Source organism: Actinophytocola oryzae, assembly GCF_004364325.1.
GTDB classification, from domain to species: Bacteria; Actinomycetota; Actinomycetes; order Mycobacteriales; family Pseudonocardiaceae; genus Actinophytocola; species Actinophytocola oryzae.
Genome location: NZ_SOCP01000037.1, coordinates 18212 through 38625, shown reverse-complemented (window position 1 = coordinate 38625; position 20414 = coordinate 18212). Strand labels below are relative to the sequence as shown.

Sequence of the window (20414 nt, the reverse complement as noted above, 5' to 3'; positions counted from 1 at the left end):
CAGCCGCCCATCCCAGACAGCAGTCACGATCACGCCACCGTCCAGGCCCACACGCCGCAAGCGATCAGCCAAGACGATCTAAATCAGTGGCATTGCGCCTAGGCGGGCTTCTTCGCCCGGTGGCGGCGCACGGCGTCGCGGTTGGCGCACGCGGGGGAGCAGTACCGCTGCCGCCCGCCCCGGCTGAAGTCGCCGAACGGGCTGCGGCACTCCTCGAGCGCGCACCGGCGCAGGCGGGTCATGCCGCGACCCGTCAGGTGCAGGGCGGTCCCTACGCTGACCAGTGCGCGGATCACGCCTCCGAGCGGCAGGTCGGGATCGCGGTAGTGGAGGTGCCAGCCGTCGTCGGCGTGGTCGGTCAGCCGGGGATGGGTCGACGACTGGGCGAGCAGCCGGTTGAGCCGCTCCGCACGCACCTCGGCCGACTCGGCGTCGACCACCCCCAGCCACAGCGCGAGGAACCGCTCGACCTCCTGGAGGTCACTCGCGGTCGGCACCGCGTCGACCGCGACACCGGTCGCGGCGCAGCGCCTGCCCAGTTCGGCGGGCGTGCGCGGCGGGTAGTTGACCAGGTCGACCGCCAGCCGGACGGGGTCCTCGCCGTAAGGGTTCAGATGCACAAGACCATTACAGCAGACTGGGGGCCATGAGCGCATCACACCACTGGGAAACCACGTCGAGCCACGTCACGAGCCAGGGCTGGGTGAGCTACCAACGCTGCTCCTGTGGCAGTACACGGGTGCTCCTGAACGCGGAACCCGTCGGAATGATCCGCGCGCCCGTGCGGTTGGGATGACCGTCACGTGCGCGAATGTCGTGGGCCACGGCTAGCTTGGGGGCCTGGACACCTGGGAAGGGGATCTTCGTGGTGGTGGAGGGGTTCGTACCCGGCGGGTCGGCGATCAGGCGTGCGCTGCGGCGCGCGCGGGACGGCGCCGCGCTCGACGCCACCGAGGCGGAGACGCTGCTCCACGCCAGGGGCGAGCAGCTCGAGACGCTGTTCGACGCGGCGTCGCGGGTCCGTGACCAGGGGCTGGAGGCCGTGGGGCGGCCGAGGACCATCACGTACTCGCGCAGCGTGTTCGTGCCGCTGACCAGGCTCTGCGCCGACCGCTGCCACTACTGCACGTTCGCGACCGTGCCCGGCAGGCTGCCCGCCGCGTTCCTGTCCGAGGACGAGGTGCTCGACATCGCCCGCAAGGGCGCCGAGGCCGGCTGCCGCGAGGTGTTGATCACACTCGGCGACAAACCCGAGGATCGCTGGGAGGCCGCCCGCGACTGGCTCGAGGAGGCAGGCTACCCGGACACCCTGTCCTACGTCCGCGCCGTCTCGATCAAGATCCTGGAGGAGACCGGCGTACTGCCCCACCTCAACCCCGGCGTGCTGACCTGGCAGGACTTCCAGCGCCTCAAGCCGGTGTCGGCCTCGATGGGCATGATGCTCGAGACCACCGCCACCCGCCTGTGGTCCGAACCGGGCGGCCCGCACTACGGCTCACCGGACAAGGAACCCGCGGTCCGACTGCGGGTCCTGGAGGACGCGGGCCGCCTGAACGTCCCGTTCACGACCGGGATCCTGCTGGGTATCGGCGAGACCCTGGCCGAACGCGTCGACTCGCTGTTCGCCATCCGCCAGGTCGCCCGCCAGTACGGCTCGATCCAGGAAGTGATCATCCAGAACTTCCGGGCGAAGCCGGACACCGCGATGCGCGGCATGCCGGACGTGGAGGCCGCCGAGCTGGCCGCGACCGTGGCCGTGGCACGGCTCGTCCTGGGCCCGAGGATGCGCATCCAGGCGCCGCCGAACCTGATCGCGGGGGAGTACGAGCTGTTGCTGCGGGCGGGCATCGACGACTGGGGTGGCGTGTCCCCGCTGACGATCGACCACGTGAACCCCGAACGCCCGTGGCCCCGGCTCGACGAGCTGGCCAGGCACACGAGCGCGGCGGGCTTCGAGCTGGCCGAACGCCTCCCGATCTACCCGGAGTACGTGACGCGCGGCGAGCCGTGGATCGACCCACGGGTGGCGCCGCACATCGAGGCACTGGCCGCACCGTCCGGGCTGGCCGACCCCGACGCCGAGATCGCGGGCCTGCCGTGGCAGGAGCCGGAGGTCGCGCTGGTCTCCTCTGGCCGCACCGACCTGAACACGTCCATCGACACCGTCGGTCGCACCGAGGACCGCCGCGAGGACTTCGACTCCGTGTACGGCGACTGGGAGGAGCTGCGCGGCCGGGTCGTCGCGCTGCCGGGAACCCGGGCACGCGGCGAGTTCGCGACCGCGTTGCGTCACGCCGAGGCCGACCCGGCAGGCCTGTCCGACGCCGACGCGCTGACCCTGCTCTCGGCCGAGCCGGGCCAGGAGATCGAGGCGTTGGCCGCCCTGGCCGACGCCGTCCGCCGGGACACGGTCGGCGACGACGTCACCTACGTGGTCACGCGGAACATCAACTTCACCAACGTCTGCTACACGGGTTGCCGCTTCTGCGCCTTCGCCCAGCGCCGCACCGACAGCGACGCCTACACCCTCTCCCTCGACCAGGTCGGTCAGCGGGCCGACCAGGCGTGGTCGGTCGGTGCGACCGAGGTGTGCATGCAGGGCGGCATCCACCCCGACCTGCCCGGCACGGCGTACTTCGACATCGCCGCCGAGGTCAAGAAACGCGCACCTGGCCTGCACGTTCACGCGTTCTCGCCCATGGAGGTCGTGAACGGCGCGTCCAGGACGAACATGTCCATCCGCGACTGGCTGACCGCCGCCAGGGAGGCGGGAGTGGACTCCCTCCCGGGCACGGCGGCCGAGATCCTGGACGACGACGTCCGGTGGGTCCTGACCAAGGGCAAGCTGCCGACGTCGGCGTGGATCGAGGTGGTGACCACCGCCCACGAGCTGGGCATGCCGACCACGTCGACGATGATGTACGGCCACGTGGACAACCCGACGCACTGGGTCGCGCACCTGAAGCTCCTCCGGGACCTCCAGGCACGGACGGGCGGGTTCTCGGAGTTCGTGCTCCTGCCGTTCGTGCACACCAACGCCCCGCTCTACCTCGCCGGCATCGCCCGTCCCGGCCCGACCCACCTGGAGAACCGCGCGGTCCACGCACTGGCCCGGTTGCTGCTCCACGGCCGCATCGACAACATCCAGACGTCCTGGGTGAAGCTCGGTGAGGAGGGAGTGGTCGACGTACTGCGTGGCGGTGTGAACGACCTCGGCGGCACGCTGATGGAGGAGACCATCAGCCGCATGGCGGGGTCGGAGAACGGGAGCTACAAGACGATCGCCGGTCTGGAGGAGCTGGCGGCCAGGGCGGGCCGCCCTTCCCGGCAGCGGACGACGACGTACGGCGAGGTCCCGGCCGAACGCCTGGCCACGGCACGAGCCCACGACGGCGTCTGGCGCCCGAACCTCCTCCCGGTGGTGTAGGCCGCGACGTCCGGGGTGGGCGCGACACCCACCCCGGACAGCGTCAGGCGCCTGCCGCCGCCTCGGTCTCGAGCCTCGCGCGGAGCTGGTGTTTGCGCGGCTTGCCAAGCGGGTCACGCCGGACGGCGTGGCTGGCCGTGCCCGAACCCGACTGACCGGCGCCTTCACGTAACTCTGACCGGCGAAGCTGGTAGAAGTACCTGTCAGCTCTGGTGCATGGGAAGGGACAAAGCGCATGGCTCAGCAGGTTCGGGGTGTCGTCGCCAGGTCCAAGGGCGCCCCGGTGGAGATCGAGACGATCGTCGTGCCGGACCCCGGGCCGGGTGAGGCGGTGGTCGAGGTCCAGGCGTGCGGCGTGTGCCACACCGACCTGCACTACCGCGAGGGCGGCATCAACGACGAGTACCCCTTCCTGCTCGGGCACGAGGCGGCCGGGGTCGTCGAGTCGGTCGGCGACGGTGTCACCGACCTCGAGCCCGGTGACTTCGTCATCCTCAACTGGCGTGCGGTCTGCGGCACGTGCCGCGCCTGCCTGCGTGGCCGCCCCTGGTACTGCTTCTCCACCTTCAACGCCGCCCAGCCGATGACGCTGACCGACGGCACGGCACTCTCGCCCGCCCTCGGCATCGGCGCGTTCGTCGAGAAGACACTCGTCCACAGTGGCCAGTGCACCAAGGTCGACCCGACGGCGTCGCCCGCCGCGGTGGGGCTGCTCGGCTGCGGGATCATGGCGGGCATCGGCGCGGCCGTGAACACCGGCGGCGTCACGCGTGGTGACAGCGTGGCCGTGATCGGTTGCGGCGGTGTGGGCAACGCGGCCGTCGCGGGTGCGCGGATCGCGGGCGCCACGAAGATCATCGCGATCGACCTCGACGACCGGAAGCTGGAGTGGGCCAAGGGTTTCGGGGCCACGCACACGATCAACGCGGGCGCGGGCGACGTCGTCGAGGCGGTCCAGGAGCTGACCGGCGGGTTCGGCGCGGACGTCGTCATCGAGGCGGTCGGGCGGCCCGAGACGTGGAAGCAGGCCTTCTACGCCCGCGACCTCGCCGGCACCGTCGTGCTGGTGGGCGTGCCGACGCCGGACATGCGCGTCGAGATGCCGATGATCGACTTCTTCTCGCGTGGCGGGTCGCTGAAGTCCAGCTGGTACGGCGACTGCCTGCCCTCGCGTGACTTCCCCTACCTCGTCGACCTCTACCAGCAGGGCAGGCTCGACCTCGACGGGTTCGTCAGCGAGACCATCGCGCTCGACCAGGTCGAGGAGGCGTTCACCAAGATGCACAACGGCGAGGTGCTGCGCTCGGTAGTGGTCTTCTGATGCGGGTCCAGAAGGTCGTCACGTCCGGCACGTTCAACCTCGACGGCGGCAGCTGGGAGGTCGACAACAACGTCTGGCTGCTCGGCGACGACAGCCAGGTGCTGGTCATCGATGCCGCCCACGACGCGGCGGCGATCGCGGCGGCCGTCGGCGAGCGTGAGGTGCTGGCGATCGCCTGCACCCACGCCCACGACGACCACGTGAACGCCGCACCCGCGTTGTCGGAGCTGGTCGGCGCGCCGATCCTGCTGCACCCGGCCGACGACGTGCTGTGGCGCCTCGCCCACGAGGAGGCCAGGCCGACCGACACGCTCGCCGACGGCGACGTCCTCGACGTGGCGGGCACGGAGGTGCGTGTGCTGCACACGCCGGGCCACGCACCCGGCGCGGTGTGCTTCCACGTGCCCGACCTCGGTGTGGTGTTCACCGGCGATACCCTGTTCCAGGGTGGCCCCGGCGCGACCGGACGGTCCCATTCGGACTTCCCGACGATCGTCGACTCGATCCGTGACCGGTTGCTGACACTCCCGCCGGAGACCGTCGTCCACACCGGCCACGGCGACGACACGACGATCGGCGCGGAGGCGCCACACCTGGACGAGTGGACCGCCCCGCACTGAAGGACGCCTTCCTTACGCTGGGCGTTACGAAGGACGCCTTCAGTGCGGAGGGCGGTCGTGGGATTGTCGATGAGAGGGTGTGGGCGGATGTCCGAGTTGTCCCCGATCCTGAAGCAGGCGACGCCGGTACTCGCCGAACGCGGCGAGGGTGTGTACCTCTACGGCGAGGACGGGCGTCGCTACCTGGACTTCACCGCGGGCATCGGGGTGACCAGCACCGGTCACTGCCATCCACGCGTGGTCGAGGCTGTGCGTGAGCAGGCGGGCAGGCTGATCCACGGCCAGTACACGACGGTCATGCACCGGCCGCTGCTGACGCTGACCGAGCGCCTCGGCGAGGTGCTGCCCGCCGGTCTGGACACCCTGTTCTACGCGAACTCCGGCAGTGAGGCGGTCGAGGCGGCCCTTCGCCTGTCCCGGCAGGCGACCGGCAGGCCGAACGTCGTGGTGTGCCACGGTGCGTTCCACGGCCGTACGGTCGGCGCCGCGTCGATGACCTCGTCCGCGACCAAGTTCCGCGGCGGCTTCGCGCCGCTCATGGGTGGCGTCGTAGTGTCGCCCTTCCCGACCGCGTACCGCTACGGCTGGTCCGAGGAGGAGGCGACCCGGTTCGCGCTGCGTGAGCTGGACTACGTCATGCAGACCCTGACCGCGCCCGCCGACACCGCGGCGTTCTTCGTCGAGCCGGTCCTCGGCGAGGGCGGCTACGTGCCGGCGACCGCGGAGTTCCTGCGTGGCCTTCGCGAACGTGCCGACCGCTGTGGTGCCCTGCTGGTGGTGGACGAGGTCCAGACCGGGTTCGGCCGCACGGGCCGCTTCTGGGGCCACGACCACTTCGCCGTGCGTCCCGACGTCGTGATCACCGCGAAGGGCCTGGCCAGCGGCTTCCCGCTGTCGGCCATCGCGGCGCCGAGGGCGTTGATGGAGAAGGCGTGGCCCGGCTCGCAGGGCGGCACGTACGGCGGCAACGCGGTCGCCTGCGCGGCGGCCATCGCGACGCTCGACGTCATCCTGTCCGAGGGTCTCGTGGAGAACGCGGCCACCCAGGGCGCCCGTCTGAGGGAGGGCCTGGCGAAGGTGGCGGCCGACGCACCGGCCATCGGCGACGTCCGGGGTCTCGGCCTGATGCTGGGCAGCGAGTTCGTGGACGGCGACGGCAACCCCGACCCCGTCACGGCGGTGCGGGTGCAGCAGGCGGCGTCCGCCGCGGGTCTGCTGCTGCTGACGTGCGGCCCGGCGGGCAACGTCGTCCGCATGATCCCGCCGCTGGTCGTGAACGCCGACCAGGTCGACGAGGCGCTGACGCTGTGGCAGGAGGCCGTCGCCGCCGGGTAGGCCCGCGTGGGCGCCGGCTTCCCGGCGCCCACGTCGCTCAGTCGTCGACGCCGAGCATGACCTCGGTCGACTTCACCAGCACGGTGACCGGTTTGCCCACCTCGAGCCCGAGGTCCTCGGCCGCGTCCCTGGTGATCGACGAGACGACCTGCTGGCCGCCGTCGAGCGTCACCCTGACGACGGTCATGACCGTGCCCGCGTCGATCGAGGCGACGGTGCCGGTCAGCTGGTTTCGAGTGGACAGACGCATGTGGCTCCTCCGGCGGTTCGGTACCTGCGACCGCAGGCTATGACCGCGTGCCGGTGCCCGCCACCTCAGCCGAGCTTCGCCTCGTAGCGCCCGGTCAGCTCCGCGACACGCTCGTCGGACCACGTGGCGCCCTCGTCGCCCATGGTGACGGCGAAGAACAGCTCCATGTGGTGGTGCCAGGTGGCCAGCGCGGCCGCACGCCGGTCGGCGGGCACGGTGAGCGTCAGCTCCACACGCTCGCCGAGCTTGGGGTCGGACCGGAACTCCCAGCGGACCGTGCTGCCCTGCCACTCGTACTCGAGCACGTGTGGTGGCTCGGTGTCGACGACCCGGCCCGGCGGGACGATGCCGCCGTCGACACCGTCGGTCAGGAACTGCCACGAGGTGGCAGGCGGCTTCCACACGAGGTCGCGGGAGAAGCGCAGCTCGTAACCGTCCTCCGTGGACGTCGCGGTGCCGTCGCCGAGGCCGAACTTCTCGACGTAGCCCGCCATCCGGGCGAGCCAGTCGGTCTGCTCGGGTGCGGTGGTGCCGTCGAGCCGCGCGGCCAGCTGGTCCAGACACGTGTCCCAGCCCGCTGCCGTGCGCCCAGCGGCGAGGCGCCCGACCCGGCCGCCACCGAGGGTCTGCGAGAAGACCAGCCGGCAGCCCTCGGCCTCCGGGATCAGCTCGATGCGCAGGACGTCGGAGTTCCAGCGGAACATGAACACCTTCGGCTCGTCGACCTCGAGGACCTCACCGTCCCACGAGCCCTCCACGACCGCCTCCTCCGGGAAGACGAACCGCATCGGGGCACCGGGCCGCAGCTCGACCTCGACCTCGGCGGGGAACCAGTGCCTCAGCTCGGCGGGCTCGGTCACCGCACGCCACACCTTGGCGGGGGAGTGCCTGAGCGTCCGCTCGAAGCGCAGCGTGGGTTCTCCGTTGACATAGCTCAGGGTCGCGTCAGTCATCCATCGTCTCCAGGTGACGTTCCAGGGCATCCAGGCTGTTCGTCCACATGCGACGGTAAGGTGCCAGCCACTCGTCGATCTCCGCGAGCGGCGCGGGGCGCAACCGGTACCAGCGGCGCTGTGCGTCCTGCCGGACCTCGACCAACCCCGCGCCCCGCAGCACCTTCAGGTGCTTGGACACGGTCGGCTGCGTCAGCTCCAGCCGGTCGACCAGGTCGCCGACCAGCCGTTCTCCGTCACGCAGGAGGTCGAGGATCTCCCGGCGGCTTGGCTCCGCCAGCACCTCGAACATAGATGCCATACGAGCAATATAGCCCTCGTGGCATATACGCTGTCAACCCACCACGATGGTCAGGAGGCGGGCCACCTCGTCGGCCACCGCGTCGCGACCCGCGCCGAGGTACTTGCGGGTGTCCACGACGGACGGGTTCGCGTCCAGGTAGGAGCGGACGGCGGCCGTGAACGACTTGTTGAGCTGTGTCGCGATGTTCACCTTCGTCATGCCCGAGGTGACCGCGCGCCGCAGATCGTCGTCGGAGACGCCGGACGAGCCGTGCAGCACCAGCGGCACCGGCACGGTCGCGGCGAGACGCTCGACCAGCCCGAAGTCGACGGTCGCGTCACGGGTGAGCATCGCGTGGGAGGTGCCGACGGCGACGGCGAGCGCGTCGACCCCCGTGGCGCCGACGTACTCGGCGGCCTCGGCGGGGTCCGTGCGGGCGCCGGGCGCGTGCACGCCGTCCTTGCCGCCGACCTCGCCCAGCTCCGCCTCGACGTACACGCCGTGGTCGTGGCAGTCCCGCACGACGGCCGCGGTCGCCTTCACGTTGTCCTCGTAGGACAGCACGGACGCGTCGTACATGACCGACCCGAAGCCGAGCGTGACCGCCTGCCGCACGAGGAGGACGTCGGTGGCGTGGTCGAGGTGCACGGCCACGTGGGCGGACGAGGCGCGGGCGACCGCCAACGTGGCGTGGCCCAACGGTTCCAGCGACCCGTGGTAGCGCACGGCGTTCTCGCTGATCTGCAGCACGACCGGCAGGCCCGCCCGCTCCGCGCCCGCGACGATGGCCTCGGCGTGCTCGATCTGGATCACGTTGAACGCGCCGACGCCCCGGCCGGCAGCGCGGGCCGCGCCGACGATCTCAGCGGTTGGCGTGAGCATCCAGCTCCTCCACGGTGATCGCGGGCCGCAGCCGCGCGTAGGTGGCCTGGTCGATGTCGCCCGCGAGCGGGCACGGCACGGCCGCCGCGGACACGGCCACCGCCTCGGCGAGCCGCGTGGGCCAGTCGAGCGCGTGCCCCGCGGCGAGGGCGGCGACACACGCGTCCCCCGCGCCGGTCGGGTTGCCGGACAACGCTTCCGGCACCCGCACCCGCCAGGAACCGCGCTCCGTCACGGCGACGAGCCCGTCCGCGCCGAGCGAGGCGACGACCGCGCCCGCGCCCCGTCCGAGCAGAACCCGTGCCGCGGCAACGGGATCGGACAGCCCGGTCGTCTCGGCAAGCTCGGCCGCGTTCGGCTTCACCACGGACGGCCGGGCGGCGAGCCCCTCGAGCAGCGGGCCGCCGGAGGCGTCCAGGATCGTCGGCGTACCGGTGGCGCGGACGAGCTGCGCGTACGCGTCGTCGGGCAGGTTGCCCGGCAGGCTCCCGGACAGCACCACGAACGACGCGCGGGCGGCCAGCGCGTGGTAGCCGCCGAGGAAGTCCGCCCAGTCCGAGATGGACACCGGCGGGCCGGGTTCGTTGACGGCCGTCGCGGTGCCGTCCGACACGATGGTCACGGTCCGCCGCGACGGTCCGGCCATGTCGAACAGCGACTCCCGCAGGCCCGAGACCCGCACGTCCGCGCGGATCGCCGCGCCGGTGTCGCCACCGACGAGCCCGGTGACCATGGTCTCGTGGCCGAGCGCGTGCAACACCCGCGCGACGTTGAGGCCCTTGCCGCCTGCCCGCACGTCCACCGCGGTCGGCCGGTGCGTCTCGCCGAGGCGCAGCGTGGGCACCTGGTAGGTCACGTCGAGAGCGGCGTTGAGGGTGACGGTGAGGATCATTCGGCCGCCCGCCAGGCGAGGATGCCCGCGCCGATGCAGCCGGCGTTGTCGCCGAGCGCGGCACGCACGACGGCAGGCTCCCGCTGGAAGGCGAGCCGGCCGACGAGGGCTTCCCGCAGCGGCATCAGCAGGGTGTCGCCGGACTCCGACAGGCCGCCGCCGATCGCGATGACCTCCGGCGCCAGCAACGTGATCGCCGTGGTCAGCGCGCTGGCGAGACCGTCGATGGCCCGCGCCCACACGGCGACCGCGTCCGGATCACCGGCGACGACCGCGGCGGCGACGTCGGCCGCCCTGGTCACGGCCCTGCCGCTGCGCTGGGCGTAGTGCCGGGCGATGAACGCGGCGGACGCGACGGTCTCCAGGCAGCCACGCGTCCCGCACCCGCAGACCGCGCCGTCCGGGTCGACCACGATGTGCCCGATCTCGCCCGCGTAGCCGTCCGCGTCGAGCCGGTGCCCGTCGACGAGGAACGCGGCCGCGATGCCGGTGCCGATGGGCATGAACATGGCGTTGCGCACACCCGTCGCCGCGCCGACGGTGAACTCGGCGAGACCGCCGGTCCGCACGTCGTGGCCGAGCGCGACCGGGATGCCCGCGGCGTCGGCGAGCATCCCGCGCAGTGGCAGGTCCCGCCAGCCGAGGTTGACCGCGGCCCGCGCCATGCCGAGCCGCTCGTCGATGATGCCCGGCGCGGCGACACCCACACCGACGACGGTGGCGTCACCGGCCTTGGCACGCAGCTCGTCGATCAGCTCGATGATCTGGGCGACGTCGACGGCCTCGCCGACGCGCCGGGTCGGGGTGCGCAGCGTGTGCACCACGTGCAGGTCCTCGGCCACGAGAGCCGACTTGATCGACGTCCCACCCACGTCGATAGCCGCGACGAGCCGGTCCATGTCACCATCCTCGCAGGTACGCTCGACTCCCGGACACCCGACCTCCGATCGCCGGGAGGCGGTCAGCGGTGGGTTCTGCGCTTCGTCTCGCGGCCGTCCTCGTCGTAGGTGACCCATTCGCCGGTCTTCCTGCCCGCCTCGTACGTGCCTTCGTCCAGCAGGTTGCCGTTGGCGTGCCAACGGCGCCACGGGCCGTGTTGTGCACCGTCCACCAGGGCACCTCGTTGCAGGAGCCCGCCGCCTTCGCGGTACCAGACCCACTCGCCGTCGAGATCGCCTGCCTTGTAGGCGCCCTCCGCCTTCACCCGGCCGTTCCTGAAGTAGAAGGTCCACGATCCGCTTCGCCGACCGTCCACGTAGTCGCCCTTGCCCGAGAGCGTTCCGTCCGTGAAGTGCTCCTCCGCCATGGCAGGAGTGTAGGAAACCGGCGTGCGCCGGAGGTGGCTCAGTCGGACGTGAGCGTGTCCCAGGCCGCCATCGCGCAGGTGATGACCGTCTCCAGCTCGGCGCGGGTGGCGCCGTCGCGGGCCTGGACGGACAGGCCCTGCACCACGGTCGTGTAGTAGCGGGCGATGGTGTCGAGGGTGGCGGGCGCCGCGGTGAGGTCGCCGTCGGCGACGCCTCGGGCGAGGCGGTCCCTGATGGTCGTGTGCTGGTCGCGGCGGCGGTCGGCGAGGTACTCCCGGACCGAGTGGTTCTCCACGGCGCCGGTGGGGGCGGTGAGCACGAGCATGCAGTAGTGCGGGGTGTCCGGGCCGGTGATCACCTCGGCGGTGGCCCGCAGCATCGCGTGGACCGCGGCGCGTGCGGTCGGCAGCTCACGCAGCGCACGCCTGGGCAGGTCGCCGGACGTCCTGCCGTAGAGGGCCATGACCTTGCGGAACAGCTCCTCCTTGCTGCCGAAGCAGGCGTAGATGCTGGCCGAGGCGATCCCCATGGCCTTGGCCAGGTCGTTGAGCGAGGTGCCCTCGTAGCCCTGTGCCCAGAACAGGTCCAGTGCCGTGCGCAGGGCGGTGTCCGGGTCGAAGGAGCGGGGCCTGCCTCTGGTTGCCACCGGTACGCGTCTCCCTGCTTGTTTGCCGTTCGATCAAGTTTACCTTGACTGTGCTGCTCGGTGGTGACACTGTTTGTTGGTCATTCGATAAACAAAGGAGTCGACACTCGTGAGCGTTCCCCCGACCATGCGTGCCCTGCGCCAGGCGTCGCTCGACGGTCCTCGGGACCTGCACCTGGTCACCGACGCGCCGGTGCCGCGTCCGGGGCCGGGCGAGGTCCTGGTCCGGGTCACCGCCGCGGGCGTCAACTTCGTCGACGTCTCACAGGCCCGGGGCGCCTTCCCGGGTGGCCCGCGACCGCCGTACGTGGCGGGCATGGAGGGCGCGGGCGAGATCGTCGCCCTCGGTGAGGGCGTGACCGGTCCGGAGCCCGGCACCCACGTCGTCGGTACCAACATCGCGGGCGGCGCCTTCGCCGAGTACATGGTGCTGGCCGCGCCCGCCGTGCTGCCGGTGCCGCCGGGCTGGACCGACGAGCAGGCGCTGGGCCTGGTCGTCAACTGGCCGACCGCGTTGGCGGCGCTCACCACGCTGGGTGGCGTCACCCCGGGTGAGACCGTGCTGGTCCATGCCGCCGCGGGCGGGACCGGTCAGGCGGCGGTGCGGCTGGCCAGACACCACGGCGCGACGGTCGTCGCCACCGCGTCGCCGGAGAAGCACGAGGTGGTCCGGGCTCTGGGTGCCGACCACGTCGTCGACTCCCGTGACCCCGACCTCGCCGCGGCCGTCCTGCGGCTGACCGACGGCGCCGGTGTCGACCTGGTCCTGGAGTCGGTCGGCGGCGCCACCTTCGACGCGAGCCTCGCCGTGGCCAAGCGGGTCACCGGCCGGGTCGTCGTCTACGGCCTGGCGGGCGGCGAGGCCACGATCACCAACTGGGACCTCGTCTACAGGCACCAGGTCCACGTCATCGGCCTGAACATCGGCACCCTGGTCCAGGCCGCGCCGCGGCTCTTCGGCGAGGTCATGGGCAGGCTGTTCGAGCTGCTCGCGACGGGCGTGATCACCCCGGGCCTGCCGACGGCCTACGAGCTGGCCGACGGACCGAAGGCGTTCGCGGAGCTGGAGGCGCGGACCACCGTCGGCAAGCTGGCGCTGTTGCCGTGATCAGACGCTGAACGGGTTCCTTGTCAGGGTTTAGATTGCACCCTGTGGATCGATACGAGCGGCTGAGCACCCTGCTGGACCTGCTCGGCCAGCGCGGCAGGGTCGACGTCGACGACCTCGCCGGGGAGCTGGCGGTGTCGGCCGCGACGGTCCGCCGCGACCTCGACCACCTCGCCGAACAACAGCTGCTCACCAGGACACGCGGCGGGGCGGTCGCCAACAACGTGGCCTACGACCTGCCGCTGCGCTACAAGACGGCCCGCCACGCCTCGGAGAAGGAACGCATCGGCCGGAGCGCTGCGGCCATGGTCGCGCGGGGGAGCGTGGTCGGCCTGAACGGCGGCACCACGACGACCGAGGTGGCCCGCGCGCTGGCGATGCGCCCGGAGCTGAACGGCGCGGAGGAACCGACGGTGACCGTGGTGACGAACGCGTTGAACATCGCGTCGGAGCTGGCGGTCCGGCCGCACGTCAAGATCGTCGTGACCGGTGGTGTGGCGCGACCGGCGTCGTTCGAGCTGAGCGGTCCGCTCGCCACCCACATCCTGGACGAGATCACGATGGACGTCGTGTTCCTCGGCGTGGACGCCGTGGACCCCACCCGCGGTGCCTACGCCCACCACGAGGGCGAGGCGAGCATCAACCGCCTGATGGTGGACCGTGCCCGCCGCGTGGTCGTGACGGCCGACAGCTCCAAGCTCGGCGGGCACGCCTTCGCCCGCATCTGCCCGGTGTCGGCCATCGACACGCTGATCACCGACACCACGGCCACGGACGAGGTCGTAGCCGCCTTCGAAACCGAAGGCGTGACGGTCCAACAGGTCTAGCCCGACCCCCGGCCGAACGCACTGAAGGCGTCCTTCGTAACGCCCAGCGTAAGGAAGGCGTCCTTCAGTGCGGTTCCCGGCGTCGGACACCATGGCCGAGCATGCTCAGCACCAGCTCTGCGTACTGCTTGCCGAGGACCTCGGGAGCCGGCTTGCTCGTGGGGGAGTACCAGCGGGCCACGTCGATGCCGAGCGAGAGGATCGCGCGGGCGGCGATGCGCACGTCCGGCACCGTGAATACCCCCGCGTCGACGCCCGAGGTGACCAGGTCGCGGACCAGGTTCTCGGTCGCCCGCCGCAGTTCCAGCACCACCTGGTGGTCCTCCGGCGTCAACGCGTCCAGCTCGTGCTGCACGACCCGCGCGATCATGTGGCGTTTCGCGTGCCAGGCGACGAAACGCTCGACCAGGACACGCATCGCGTCGACCGGGTCGTCGTGTTCGGCCATGGTGGTCCTGACCATCTGCAGCGTGCGTTCGTGGCCGCTGCGGCTGATCGCGAACAGCACCGCCGACTTGGCCGGGAAGTGCACGTACAGCGCGGCAGGGGACATGCCGGCCGCCGTCGCGATGTCGCGGGTCGTCGTGGCGTGGTAGCCACGACTCGCGAACGACTCGACGGCGGCCGCCATCAGCCGGCGGGCCGCGTCGGGACGCACCTCCGGCCACCAGTCCTCTGGCGGCTCACTCACGCGAGGATGTCGGCGTGCGGCGCGAGCAGCTGGCGGTGCCGCCCCGCCGTGCCCAGCGCGATCGAGTCCGCCTTGGCACGCTTGAGGTACAGGTGCGCGGGGTGCTCCCACGTCATGCCGATGCCGCCGTGCAGCTGGACGGCCTCCTCCGCGGCGTGCACGGCCGTCGTCGAGCACATCGACTTCGCCAGCGACGCCGACACCTGGCCGGGGTCGTCTGCTGCGTTGCGTGCCACCGCGCGGGCGAGCACGAGGTCCTGCCACACGTCCGCGAGCCGGTGCTTCAGCGCCTGGAACGAGCCGACCGGCCTGCCGAACTGGTGGCGGTCCTTCAGGTACGCGACGGTCGTGTCGAGGCACCACTCGGCGATCCCCAGCTGCTCGGACGCCAGCAGGCCCGCGCCTGTCCACAGTGCACTGTCCACCGCGGCCTCCGCGGACTCGGGTCCGGCCAGCAGCATGCTGTCCGCGCCGTCGAGCGTGACGTCCGAGACCGGCCGGGTCAGGTCGAGCGACACCACCGGGTCGATCGTGACGCCCTGCTGGGACACGGAGACCGCGTGCAGCTCAAGGCCGTCCGGACCCTGGGCGGGCACCAGCAGCAGGTCGGCGGGCAGCGCGTCGGCGACCGAGCGGACCCGACCGGACAGGCCGCCGTCGGTGCGGGTCACGTCCGTGGTGACCGAACCCGGTGCGGTGGCGAGGGAGATCGCGAGCGTGGCGACCGTCGAGCCGTTGCCGAGCGCGTCGAGCAGCCCGCGCACCTCGTCGGTCGGCTTGCAGCCGAGCAGCGCGGACGTGGCGAGGACCGCGCAACCGAGGAACGGCACCGGCGCGACCGTGCGGCCCAGCTCCTCCATCACCACGGCGGTCTCCCGCGTGGAGGCACCCTGGCCGCCCAGCTCCTCCGGCACGTGCAGCGACGCGGCGCCGAGGCTCGTCAGCTCGCGCCACAGTGCGAGGTCGTAGGGCTCGTCGGTCTCGCAGCGGGCGAGGACGGCGGTGGGCTGCGCGCGGTCGGACAGCAGATCCCGCACGCTGGCGCGGAGATCGGTCTCGACGTCGGTGTACAGGAGGTTCATCGCGGCAGGTCCTTCCACGCGACCTTGGTGTCCGTGCGGGGTTCCGCGGGCAGCCCGAGCACCCGCTCGGCGATGATGTTGCGCAGTACCTCGGAGGTGCCGCCCTCGATCGAGTTGCCCTTCGCCCGCAGGTAGCGGTAACCGGCGTCGCGGCCGATGAACTCGACCTTCTCCGGGCGCCGCATGGTCCAGTCGTCGTAGCGAAGGCCGTCGGCGCCACGCAGCTCGACCTCGAGGCCGGACAGCTGCTGCGCGAGCTGGGCGAACGTCAGCTTCATCGCCGAGCCCTCGGGCCCCGGCGCGCCGACCGCGAGCTGCTGGCGCAGCCGCTCACCAGCCAGCCGCAACGCCTCCGACCGCGACCACAGTGCGACCAGCCGGTCCTGCAGCTCGGGTGTGTGGTTCTCCGGGGTGTCACGCCAGGTCTGCGCGACGACGTCGACCATGGTGTTGCCGCTCGCGGGGCGGCTGCCGATGGCGATGCGCTCGTTCATCAGCGTGGTCTGGGCGACCTTCCAGCCCTCGCCGACCGCGCCGAGCCGGTTCGCGTCCGGCACGCGCGCGTCGGTCATGAAGACCTCGTTGAACTCCGCCTCGCCGGTGATCTGGCGCAGCGGCCGGACGTCGACGCCGGGATCGGTCATGTCGAGGACGAAGTACGAGAGCCCCGCGTGCTTGGGCAGGTCGGGGTCGGTGCGGGCCAGCAGGATCGCGAACCGGGCGTTGTGGGCGCTGGACGTCCAGACCTTCTGCCCGGTGACGAGCCAGTCGTCGCCGTCCTTGACGGCCCTGGTGCCCGCGGCGGCGAGGTCGGAACCCGCGCCGGGCTCGGAGAAGAGCTGGCACCAGACCTCCTCGCCGATCCACAGTGGACGCAGGTAGCGCTGCTTCTGCTCGTCGGTGCCGAAGGTGAGGATCGTCGGCGCGGCCATGCCGAGGCCGATGCCGATGCGTCGGGGGTCGTTGTCCGGCGTGCCCTTCAGCTCCTCGTCCACAACGGACTGGAGCTGGCGGGGCAGGCCGAGCCCGCCGAGCCCGGCCGGGAAGTGCACCCAGGCGAGCCCGGCGTCGAACCGTGCCCGGAGGAAGTCCAGGTGGTCCATGGTGGCCGGATCGTTCCGACCGAGGAACTCGCGGGTCAGCTCCCGCAGCTCGACCTCGTTCACGGGACATACACCACAATCGTCTCGGCGACACAGGCCGGCTTGTCGCTGCCCTCGATCTCGATGGTCCAGCGGTAGCTCGCCTGCTTGCCCTGCGGGCGGTCGGCGATGTCGATCAGCTCGACCCCGGCCCGGATCCGCGACCCGACCGGCACGACGGACGGGAACCGCACCTTGCCGAGCCCGTAGTTGATGCCCATCCTGAGGCCGTCGACGCGCAGGATCTCCTTGCCGAGGAAGGGGATCAGCGACAGCGTGAGGTACCCGTGCGCGATGGTCGCGCCGAACGGGCCCGCCTTCGCCTTCTCGGTGTCGACGTGGATCCACTGGTGGTCGCCGGTCGCCTCGGCGAACTGGTCGACCTGGTCCTGGGTGACCGTGTGCCACGCGCCGTGGCCGAGGTGCTCGCCCTTGGCGGCGGTCAGCTCGTCGAGGTTGGTGAAGATCCGCATGGGGTGCCTCAGTCCTGTGGCCCGCCGGCCACGTAGATCACCTGTCCGGACACGAACCCGGCCTCCTCGCTGGCGAGGAACGACGCCACGGCGGCGACGTCCTCCGGCTGGCCGACCCGCCGCACGGGGATGGCGGCGGCCGCGCCGTCCTTGAACTGCTGGAAGTCGACGCCGACCCGCGCCGCGGTCGAGGCGGTCATCTCGGTCTCGATGAACCCCGGCGCGATGGCGTTGGCGGTGACGCCGAACTTGCCCAGCTCGATGGCGAGGGTCTTGGTGAAGCCCTGCATGCCCGCCTTGGCCGCGGAGTAGTTGACCTGGCCCCGGTTGCCGAGCGCGGAGGTGCTGGACAGGTTGACGATCCTGCCCCACTTCTGCTCGGTCATGTGCTTCTGGGTCTCGCGGCTCATCAGGAACGCGCCGCGCAGGTGCACGCCCAGCACGAGGTCCCAGTCGTCCTCGGACATCTTGAAGATCAGGTTGTCCCGCAGGATGCCCGCGTTGTTGACCAGCACCGTGGGTGCACCCAGCTCCTCGGCGACCTTCCCGACGGCGGCGGCGACCTGGTCGGCGACGGACACGTCCGCCCCGACGGCCAACGCCGTGCCGCCCGCGGCCTGGATGGCCGCGACGGTGTCCTTGCAGTTGTCCTCGGCAAGGTCGAGCACACCCACCGCGCAGCCGTCCTTGGCAAGACGCTTGGCAACGGCGGCACCAATGCCACGCGCGGCACCGGTGACGATCGCGACACGGGACGGGGCCACAGGTTCTCCTTCATCTCGACGAGCTAAGCAAGCGCTTAGTAAGTTACCTCGCGCGTGCGGCCCGGGCAACCGGCGCCCCGGGGATGATTGTGTGATGACGACCGGCGAACACGCACGCCACGAAAGCCTCTCGGCCTACCTCGCCGCCCGTGACGACGACGAGCTGGCCGCCCTCGTGGACACGGGGCAGGCCGTCGGCGTGGGGGTGGGCGGCGGCTCGGCGAGGCTCGACGTCGACGGCGTGCCGGTGTTCGTCAAGCGCATCCCGCTGACCGACCTGGAGCGCGCCAACCCGCTCTCCACCGCGAACCTGTTCGACGTGCCGGTGTACTGCCAGTACGGCGTCGTCAGCCCCGGCTTCAACGCGTGGCGTGAGCTGGCCGCGAACGTGATCGTCACCGAGGCGGTCCTGGCGGGCGAGACGGAGTCGTTCCCCCTGCTGTACCACTGGCGGGTACTGCCCGGCCGCCCACCGGTCGCGCCGGAGCACGACGACATCGAGGCGGTCGTGGCCGCACTGGACGGCCACCCGGCCGTGCGTGCCCGCCTCGAGGCGCTGGCCGCCGCCTCCCACAGCCTCGTGTTGTTCAGCCAGTACCTCCCGCACCCGGTACTCGACTGGCTGACCGAGGACAGGGCGGCCGCGGTCGAGCGGCAGTTCGCGGACATCGTGACGTTCCTGCGCGACCGCGAGCTGCTGCACATGGACGGGCACCTCGGCAACATGCGCACCGACGGCGACCGGATCTACCTCACCGACTTCGGGCTCGTCACCTCGCCGCGCTTCGAGCTGTCGCCCGCCGAGCGCGACTTCGTCGGCCGCAACGCCACACACGACGCCGACTACGCCGCGATGCGGCTGGTCAACTGGCTGGTGACCGCCGCCTGCGGGATACCGGTGCCTGCCGACACGGCCGGTTTCGCCTCCCGCGACGAGTACGTGCGCCGGTGCGCCGCGGAGCTCGTACCGGACGACGTGCCGCCGGTCGCGGCCGCGATCCTGGCCAGGCACGCCGCCGCCGCCGCGAGGATGAACGGTTTCTACTGGAAGCTGTTCGACGGCGAGGTGCACACGGCGTTCCCCACGCTATGAGGGGGCGCCGCCGAAGGAGGTCTCGTTGCCGTCCGCGTCGGTGTAGGTGATCTTGCGGACGCCCTCGCCGTGGGTCTCCTCCTTCGACGGCGTCAGGCCGCGACCCGCGAGGTCCGCCACGTGGGCGTCGAGGTCGGCCACGAACACCATGACCCGTGCGTGACCGGCGTGCTCCGGGTCCCGCACCACGTACACGTAGCGGTGCTCGGCCAGTGCCCAGACCGCTTCGGTGTCGTGGGGGAAGAAGGCGGGCGGGGCACCGAACAGCCGCTCGTACCAGCCCCGCGCCGCCTCGTAGTCCGTGACCGGGATCCCCGCGAACAGGTCCGTCGCCTCCATGCCCGCGATGCTAGACGGCCGCGTCCAGACGTTCCCGCTGTCCGGCGGTCAGGGGCAGTGCCGCTCCCGCCATCGCCTCGTCCAGCTGCGCCACCGTGCTCACCCCGACGATCGGCGTGACGACCGGGTCGGCACCCGTCAGCCAGGCCAGCACCACCCGGTTGCGGTTGGTCCCCAGCTCGGCCGCCACCTCGTCGAGGGCGGCCAGGCGCCGCTTCGTGCCCTCGTGGTCGTACTCCGGCGCCAGCGGCTTGTCCGTGCGCGTGTAGCTGCCGCTCAGCAGCGGCGTGTACGCCCAGAGCGCCATGTCCGGGTTGTGCTCCAGGTAGTGGATCACCTCGTCGGTGGCCGCGCCGAAGCGGTGGACGACCGAGGGCCGCGTGTCCGGGCGGGGCCGCAGGTACGAGTACTGCTGCTGCACCGCCGTGAAGCCGGTGGCGCCGGTCGCGCGGGCGATGCCCCGGGCCCGCTCGATCTGCCAGGTCGGGTAGTTGGAGCCCCCCAGGCGATCGACCAGCCCGGCGGAGACCAGCTCGTCGAACGCGGCGACCGTCTCCTCCAGCGGCGTCACCGGGTCCGGCTTGTGGGCCCAGTACAGCTCGACGTGGTCGGTGCCGAGGCGCCGCAGGCTGGCCTCGATGCCGTTCTTGATCACGCCGGCCGCGAGGCCCTCGGCCGTCTCCGGGAAGCGGCCCGCCTCCAGCGGCTCGCAGCCCACCTTCGTGCTGATCTTCACGCGCTCGCGCACGCCGGGGCGGCTCGCGAACCACCGCCCGAGCAGCGTCTCGCTCTGCGTGCCGAAGCCGCTGGGGTCCTCCCAGAACGCGTAGCAGTTCGCCGTGTCGATCCACACCCCGCCCGCCGCCACGAAGCGGTCCAGCAGCTCGAACGACCGTCGCTCGTCCTGCACGGTCCCGAACAGCATCGCCCCAAGTACCAGTTTCTCCGTCATGCCGATCACGCTAGGGCGATTCGGCAC

23 protein-coding genes are annotated in these 20414 nt (G+C 71.5%); 7 read left to right on the top strand and 16 right to left on the bottom strand.

Features of this window, described 5'->3' with window-relative positions; all coding sequences use genetic code 11:
• Positions 1–98: 98 nt before the first annotated feature.
• Positions 99–620 (bottom strand): CGNR zinc finger domain-containing protein, encoded by a 522-nt coding sequence (locus tag CLV71_RS47010; RefSeq protein ID WP_133909488.1) that lies wholly within the window; start codon positions 618–620, stop codon positions 99–101.
• A gap of 281 nt (positions 621–901) precedes the next feature.
• Between CLV71_RS47010 and CLV71_RS47005 the strand changes: the two genes are divergently transcribed.
• The 4 genes from CLV71_RS47005 (at position 902) to CLV71_RS46990 (ending at position 6703) form a co-directional block, all read left to right on the top strand.
• Positions 902–3427, top strand: a complete 2526-nt coding sequence (locus CLV71_RS47005; protein ID WP_481735412.1) for a bifunctional FO biosynthesis protein CofGH — start codon at positions 902–904, stop codon at positions 3425–3427.
• Positions 3428–3662: 235 nt separating this feature from the next.
• Complete coding sequence (locus tag CLV71_RS47000) at positions 3663–4748, top strand: S-(hydroxymethyl)mycothiol dehydrogenase (protein ID WP_133909486.1); 1086 nt, start codon at positions 3663–3665, stop codon at positions 4746–4748.
• A complete protein-coding gene (locus tag CLV71_RS46995) occupies positions 4748–5368 on the top strand; it encodes an MBL fold metallo-hydrolase (RefSeq protein ID WP_133909485.1) in 621 nt (206 codons plus the stop codon). Before CLV71_RS47000 ends, CLV71_RS46995 begins: the two co-directional genes overlap by 1 nt.
• An 87-nt stretch (positions 5369–5455) precedes the next feature.
• Positions 5456–6703 carry an aspartate aminotransferase family protein gene (locus CLV71_RS46990; RefSeq protein ID WP_133909484.1) on the top strand — a complete coding sequence of 416 codons (1248 nt, stop codon included), beginning with the start codon at positions 5456–5458 and terminating at the stop codon, positions 6701–6703.
• A 37-nt stretch (positions 6704–6740) separates the two neighbouring features.
• On the opposite strand, the gene CLV71_RS46985 is transcribed toward CLV71_RS46990, so the two are convergent.
• The 8 genes from CLV71_RS46985 to CLV71_RS46950 all read right to left on the bottom strand — a co-directional run bounded on the left by CLV71_RS46985 (position 6741) and on the right by CLV71_RS46950 (position 11916).
• Positions 6741–6953 carry a TOBE domain-containing protein gene (locus tag CLV71_RS46985; protein ID WP_133909483.1) on the bottom strand — a complete coding sequence of 71 codons (213 nt, stop codon included), beginning with the start codon at positions 6951–6953 and terminating at the stop codon, positions 6741–6743.
• Positions 6954–7018: 65 nt separating this feature from the next.
• Positions 7019–7906 (bottom strand): SRPBCC family protein, encoded by an 888-nt coding sequence (locus CLV71_RS46980; protein ID WP_133909482.1) that lies wholly within the window; start codon positions 7904–7906, stop codon positions 7019–7021.
• The gene (locus CLV71_RS46975; RefSeq protein WP_133909481.1) at positions 7899–8207 is read right to left on the bottom strand and encodes an ArsR/SmtB family transcription factor; all 309 of its coding nucleotides are present in this window, start codon (positions 8205–8207) and stop codon (positions 7899–7901) included. The genes CLV71_RS46980 and CLV71_RS46975 overlap by 8 nt, the downstream gene beginning before the upstream one ends.
• 33 nt (positions 8208–8240) lie before the next feature.
• Positions 8241–9071, bottom strand: a complete 831-nt coding sequence (locus CLV71_RS46970) for a class II fructose-bisphosphate aldolase (RefSeq protein WP_133909480.1) — start codon at positions 9069–9071, stop codon at positions 8241–8243.
• Positions 9052–9963: a 1-phosphofructokinase family hexose kinase gene (locus CLV71_RS46965; protein WP_133909479.1), complete on the bottom strand. Its 912-nt coding sequence runs from the start codon at positions 9961–9963 to the stop codon at positions 9052–9054. Before CLV71_RS46965 ends, CLV71_RS46970 begins: the two co-directional genes overlap by 20 nt.
• Positions 9960–10862 (bottom strand): ROK family protein, encoded by a 903-nt coding sequence (locus tag CLV71_RS46960; RefSeq protein WP_133909478.1) that lies wholly within the window; start codon positions 10860–10862, stop codon positions 9960–9962. The genes CLV71_RS46965 and CLV71_RS46960 overlap by 4 nt, the downstream gene beginning before the upstream one ends.
• Before the next feature lie 62 nt (positions 10863–10924).
• Positions 10925–11269 carry a toxin-antitoxin system YwqK family antitoxin gene (locus CLV71_RS46955; protein ID WP_133909477.1) on the bottom strand — a complete coding sequence of 115 codons (345 nt, stop codon included), beginning with the start codon at positions 11267–11269 and terminating at the stop codon, positions 10925–10927.
• A gap of 38 nt (positions 11270–11307) precedes the next feature.
• Positions 11308–11916: a TetR/AcrR family transcriptional regulator gene (locus tag CLV71_RS46950; RefSeq protein WP_133909476.1), complete on the bottom strand. Its 609-nt coding sequence runs from the start codon at positions 11914–11916 to the stop codon at positions 11308–11310.
• A gap of 109 nt (positions 11917–12025) precedes the next feature.
• On the opposite strand from CLV71_RS46950, the gene CLV71_RS46945 reads away from it, so the two are divergent.
• Positions 12026–13024 (top strand): NADPH:quinone oxidoreductase family protein, encoded by a 999-nt coding sequence (locus CLV71_RS46945; protein ID WP_133909475.1) that lies wholly within the window; start codon positions 12026–12028, stop codon positions 13022–13024.
• A gap of 44 nt (positions 13025–13068) precedes the next feature.
• Positions 13069–13851, top strand: coding sequence for a DeoR/GlpR family DNA-binding transcription regulator (locus CLV71_RS46940; RefSeq protein ID WP_133909474.1), 783 nt, complete (start codon positions 13069–13071; stop codon positions 13849–13851).
• A gap of 64 nt (positions 13852–13915) precedes the next feature.
• On the opposite strand, the gene CLV71_RS46935 is transcribed toward CLV71_RS46940, so the two are convergent.
• Genes CLV71_RS46935 through fabG form a run of 5 tightly spaced genes read right to left on the bottom strand, consistent with a single transcriptional unit; the run spans position 13916 to position 18003 of the window.
• The gene (locus tag CLV71_RS46935; RefSeq protein ID WP_133909491.1) at positions 13916–14482 is read right to left on the bottom strand and encodes a TetR/AcrR family transcriptional regulator; all 567 of its coding nucleotides are present in this window, start codon (positions 14480–14482) and stop codon (positions 13916–13918) included.
• Positions 14483–14538: 56 nt separating this feature from the next.
• Positions 14539–15624, bottom strand: coding sequence for an acyl-CoA dehydrogenase family protein (locus CLV71_RS46930; protein ID WP_133909473.1), 1086 nt, complete (start codon positions 15622–15624; stop codon positions 14539–14541).
• Complete coding sequence (locus tag CLV71_RS46925) at positions 15621–16727, bottom strand: acyl-CoA dehydrogenase family protein (RefSeq protein WP_133909490.1); 1107 nt, start codon at positions 16725–16727, stop codon at positions 15621–15623. The genes CLV71_RS46930 and CLV71_RS46925 overlap by 4 nt, the downstream gene beginning before the upstream one ends.
• A 59-nt stretch (positions 16728–16786) precedes the next feature.
• A complete protein-coding gene (locus CLV71_RS46920; protein WP_133909472.1) occupies positions 16787–17239 on the bottom strand; it encodes a MaoC family dehydratase in 453 nt (150 codons plus the stop codon).
• Positions 17240–17247: 8 nt separating this feature from the next.
• Positions 17248–18003 carry a 3-oxoacyl-ACP reductase FabG gene (gene fabG / locus CLV71_RS46915; RefSeq protein ID WP_133909471.1) on the bottom strand — a complete coding sequence of 252 codons (756 nt, stop codon included), beginning with the start codon at positions 18001–18003 and terminating at the stop codon, positions 17248–17250.
• A gap of 94 nt (positions 18004–18097) precedes the next feature.
• On the opposite strand from fabG, the gene CLV71_RS46910 reads away from it, so the two are divergent.
• A complete protein-coding gene (locus CLV71_RS46910; RefSeq protein ID WP_133909470.1) occupies positions 18098–19096 on the top strand; it encodes a serine/threonine protein phosphatase in 999 nt (332 codons plus the stop codon).
• On the opposite strand, the gene CLV71_RS46905 is transcribed toward CLV71_RS46910, so the two are convergent.
• A complete protein-coding gene (locus tag CLV71_RS46905) occupies positions 19091–19435 on the bottom strand; it encodes a VOC family protein (RefSeq protein ID WP_133909469.1) in 345 nt (114 codons plus the stop codon). The genes CLV71_RS46910 and CLV71_RS46905 overlap by 6 nt on opposite strands.
• A gap of 10 nt (positions 19436–19445) precedes the next feature.
• Positions 19446–20387, bottom strand: a complete 942-nt coding sequence (locus CLV71_RS46900; RefSeq protein ID WP_133909468.1) for an aldo/keto reductase — start codon at positions 20385–20387, stop codon at positions 19446–19448.
• Positions 20388–20414 lie beyond the last annotated feature (27 nt).

What these genes read in the sequence shown, in the direction of transcription:
- CLV71_RS46905 (WP_133909469.1), bottom strand. Translation starts at nt 19,435, where the DNA reads ATGGAGGCGACGGACCTGTTCGCGGGGATCCCGGTCACGGACTACGAG.
- CLV71_RS46900 (WP_133909468.1), bottom strand. Translation starts at nt 20,387, where the DNA reads ATGACGGAGAAACTGGTACTTGGGGCGATGCTGTTCGGGACCGTGCAG.
- CLV71_RS46970 (WP_133909480.1), bottom strand. Translation starts at nt 9,071, where the DNA reads ATGCTCACGCCAACCGCTGAGATCGTCGGCGCGGCCCGCGCTGCCGGC.
- CLV71_RS46925 (WP_133909490.1), bottom strand. Translation starts at nt 16,727, where the DNA reads ATGGACCACCTGGACTTCCTCCGGGCACGGTTCGACGCCGGGCTCGCC.
- CLV71_RS46995 (WP_133909485.1), top strand. Translation starts at nt 4,748, where the DNA reads ATGCGGGTCCAGAAGGTCGTCACGTCCGGCACGTTCAACCTCGACGGC.
- CLV71_RS46920 (WP_133909472.1), bottom strand. Translation starts at nt 17,239, where the DNA reads ATGCGGATCTTCACCAACCTCGACGAGCTGACCGCCGCCAAGGGCGAG.
- CLV71_RS46975 (WP_133909481.1), bottom strand. Translation starts at nt 8,207, where the DNA reads ATGGCATCTATGTTCGAGGTGCTGGCGGAGCCAAGCCGCCGGGAGATC.
- CLV71_RS46960 (WP_133909478.1), bottom strand. Translation starts at nt 10,862, where the DNA reads ATGGACCGGCTCGTCGCGGCTATCGACGTGGGTGGGACGTCGATCAAG.
- CLV71_RS46955 (WP_133909477.1), bottom strand. Translation starts at nt 11,269, where the DNA reads ATGGCGGAGGAGCACTTCACGGACGGAACGCTCTCGGGCAAGGGCGAC.
- CLV71_RS46910 (WP_133909470.1), top strand. Translation starts at nt 18,098, where the DNA reads ATGACGACCGGCGAACACGCACGCCACGAAAGCCTCTCGGCCTACCTC.
- CLV71_RS46965 (WP_133909479.1), bottom strand. Translation starts at nt 9,963, where the DNA reads ATGATCCTCACCGTCACCCTCAACGCCGCTCTCGACGTGACCTACCAG.
- CLV71_RS46935 (WP_133909491.1), bottom strand. Translation starts at nt 14,482, where the DNA reads ATGGCGGCCGCCGTCGAGTCGTTCGCGAGTCGTGGCTACCACGCCACG.
- CLV71_RS46985 (WP_133909483.1), bottom strand. Translation starts at nt 6,953, where the DNA reads ATGCGTCTGTCCACTCGAAACCAGCTGACCGGCACCGTCGCCTCGATC.
- CLV71_RS46930 (WP_133909473.1), bottom strand. Translation starts at nt 15,624, where the DNA reads ATGAACCTCCTGTACACCGACGTCGAGACCGATCTCCGCGCCAGCGTG.
- CLV71_RS46990 (WP_133909484.1), top strand. Translation starts at nt 5,456, where the DNA reads ATGTCCGAGTTGTCCCCGATCCTGAAGCAGGCGACGCCGGTACTCGCC.
- CLV71_RS46980 (WP_133909482.1), bottom strand. Translation starts at nt 7,906, where the DNA reads ATGACTGACGCGACCCTGAGCTATGTCAACGGAGAACCCACGCTGCGC.
- CLV71_RS47000 (WP_133909486.1), top strand. Translation starts at nt 3,663, where the DNA reads ATGGCTCAGCAGGTTCGGGGTGTCGTCGCCAGGTCCAAGGGCGCCCCG.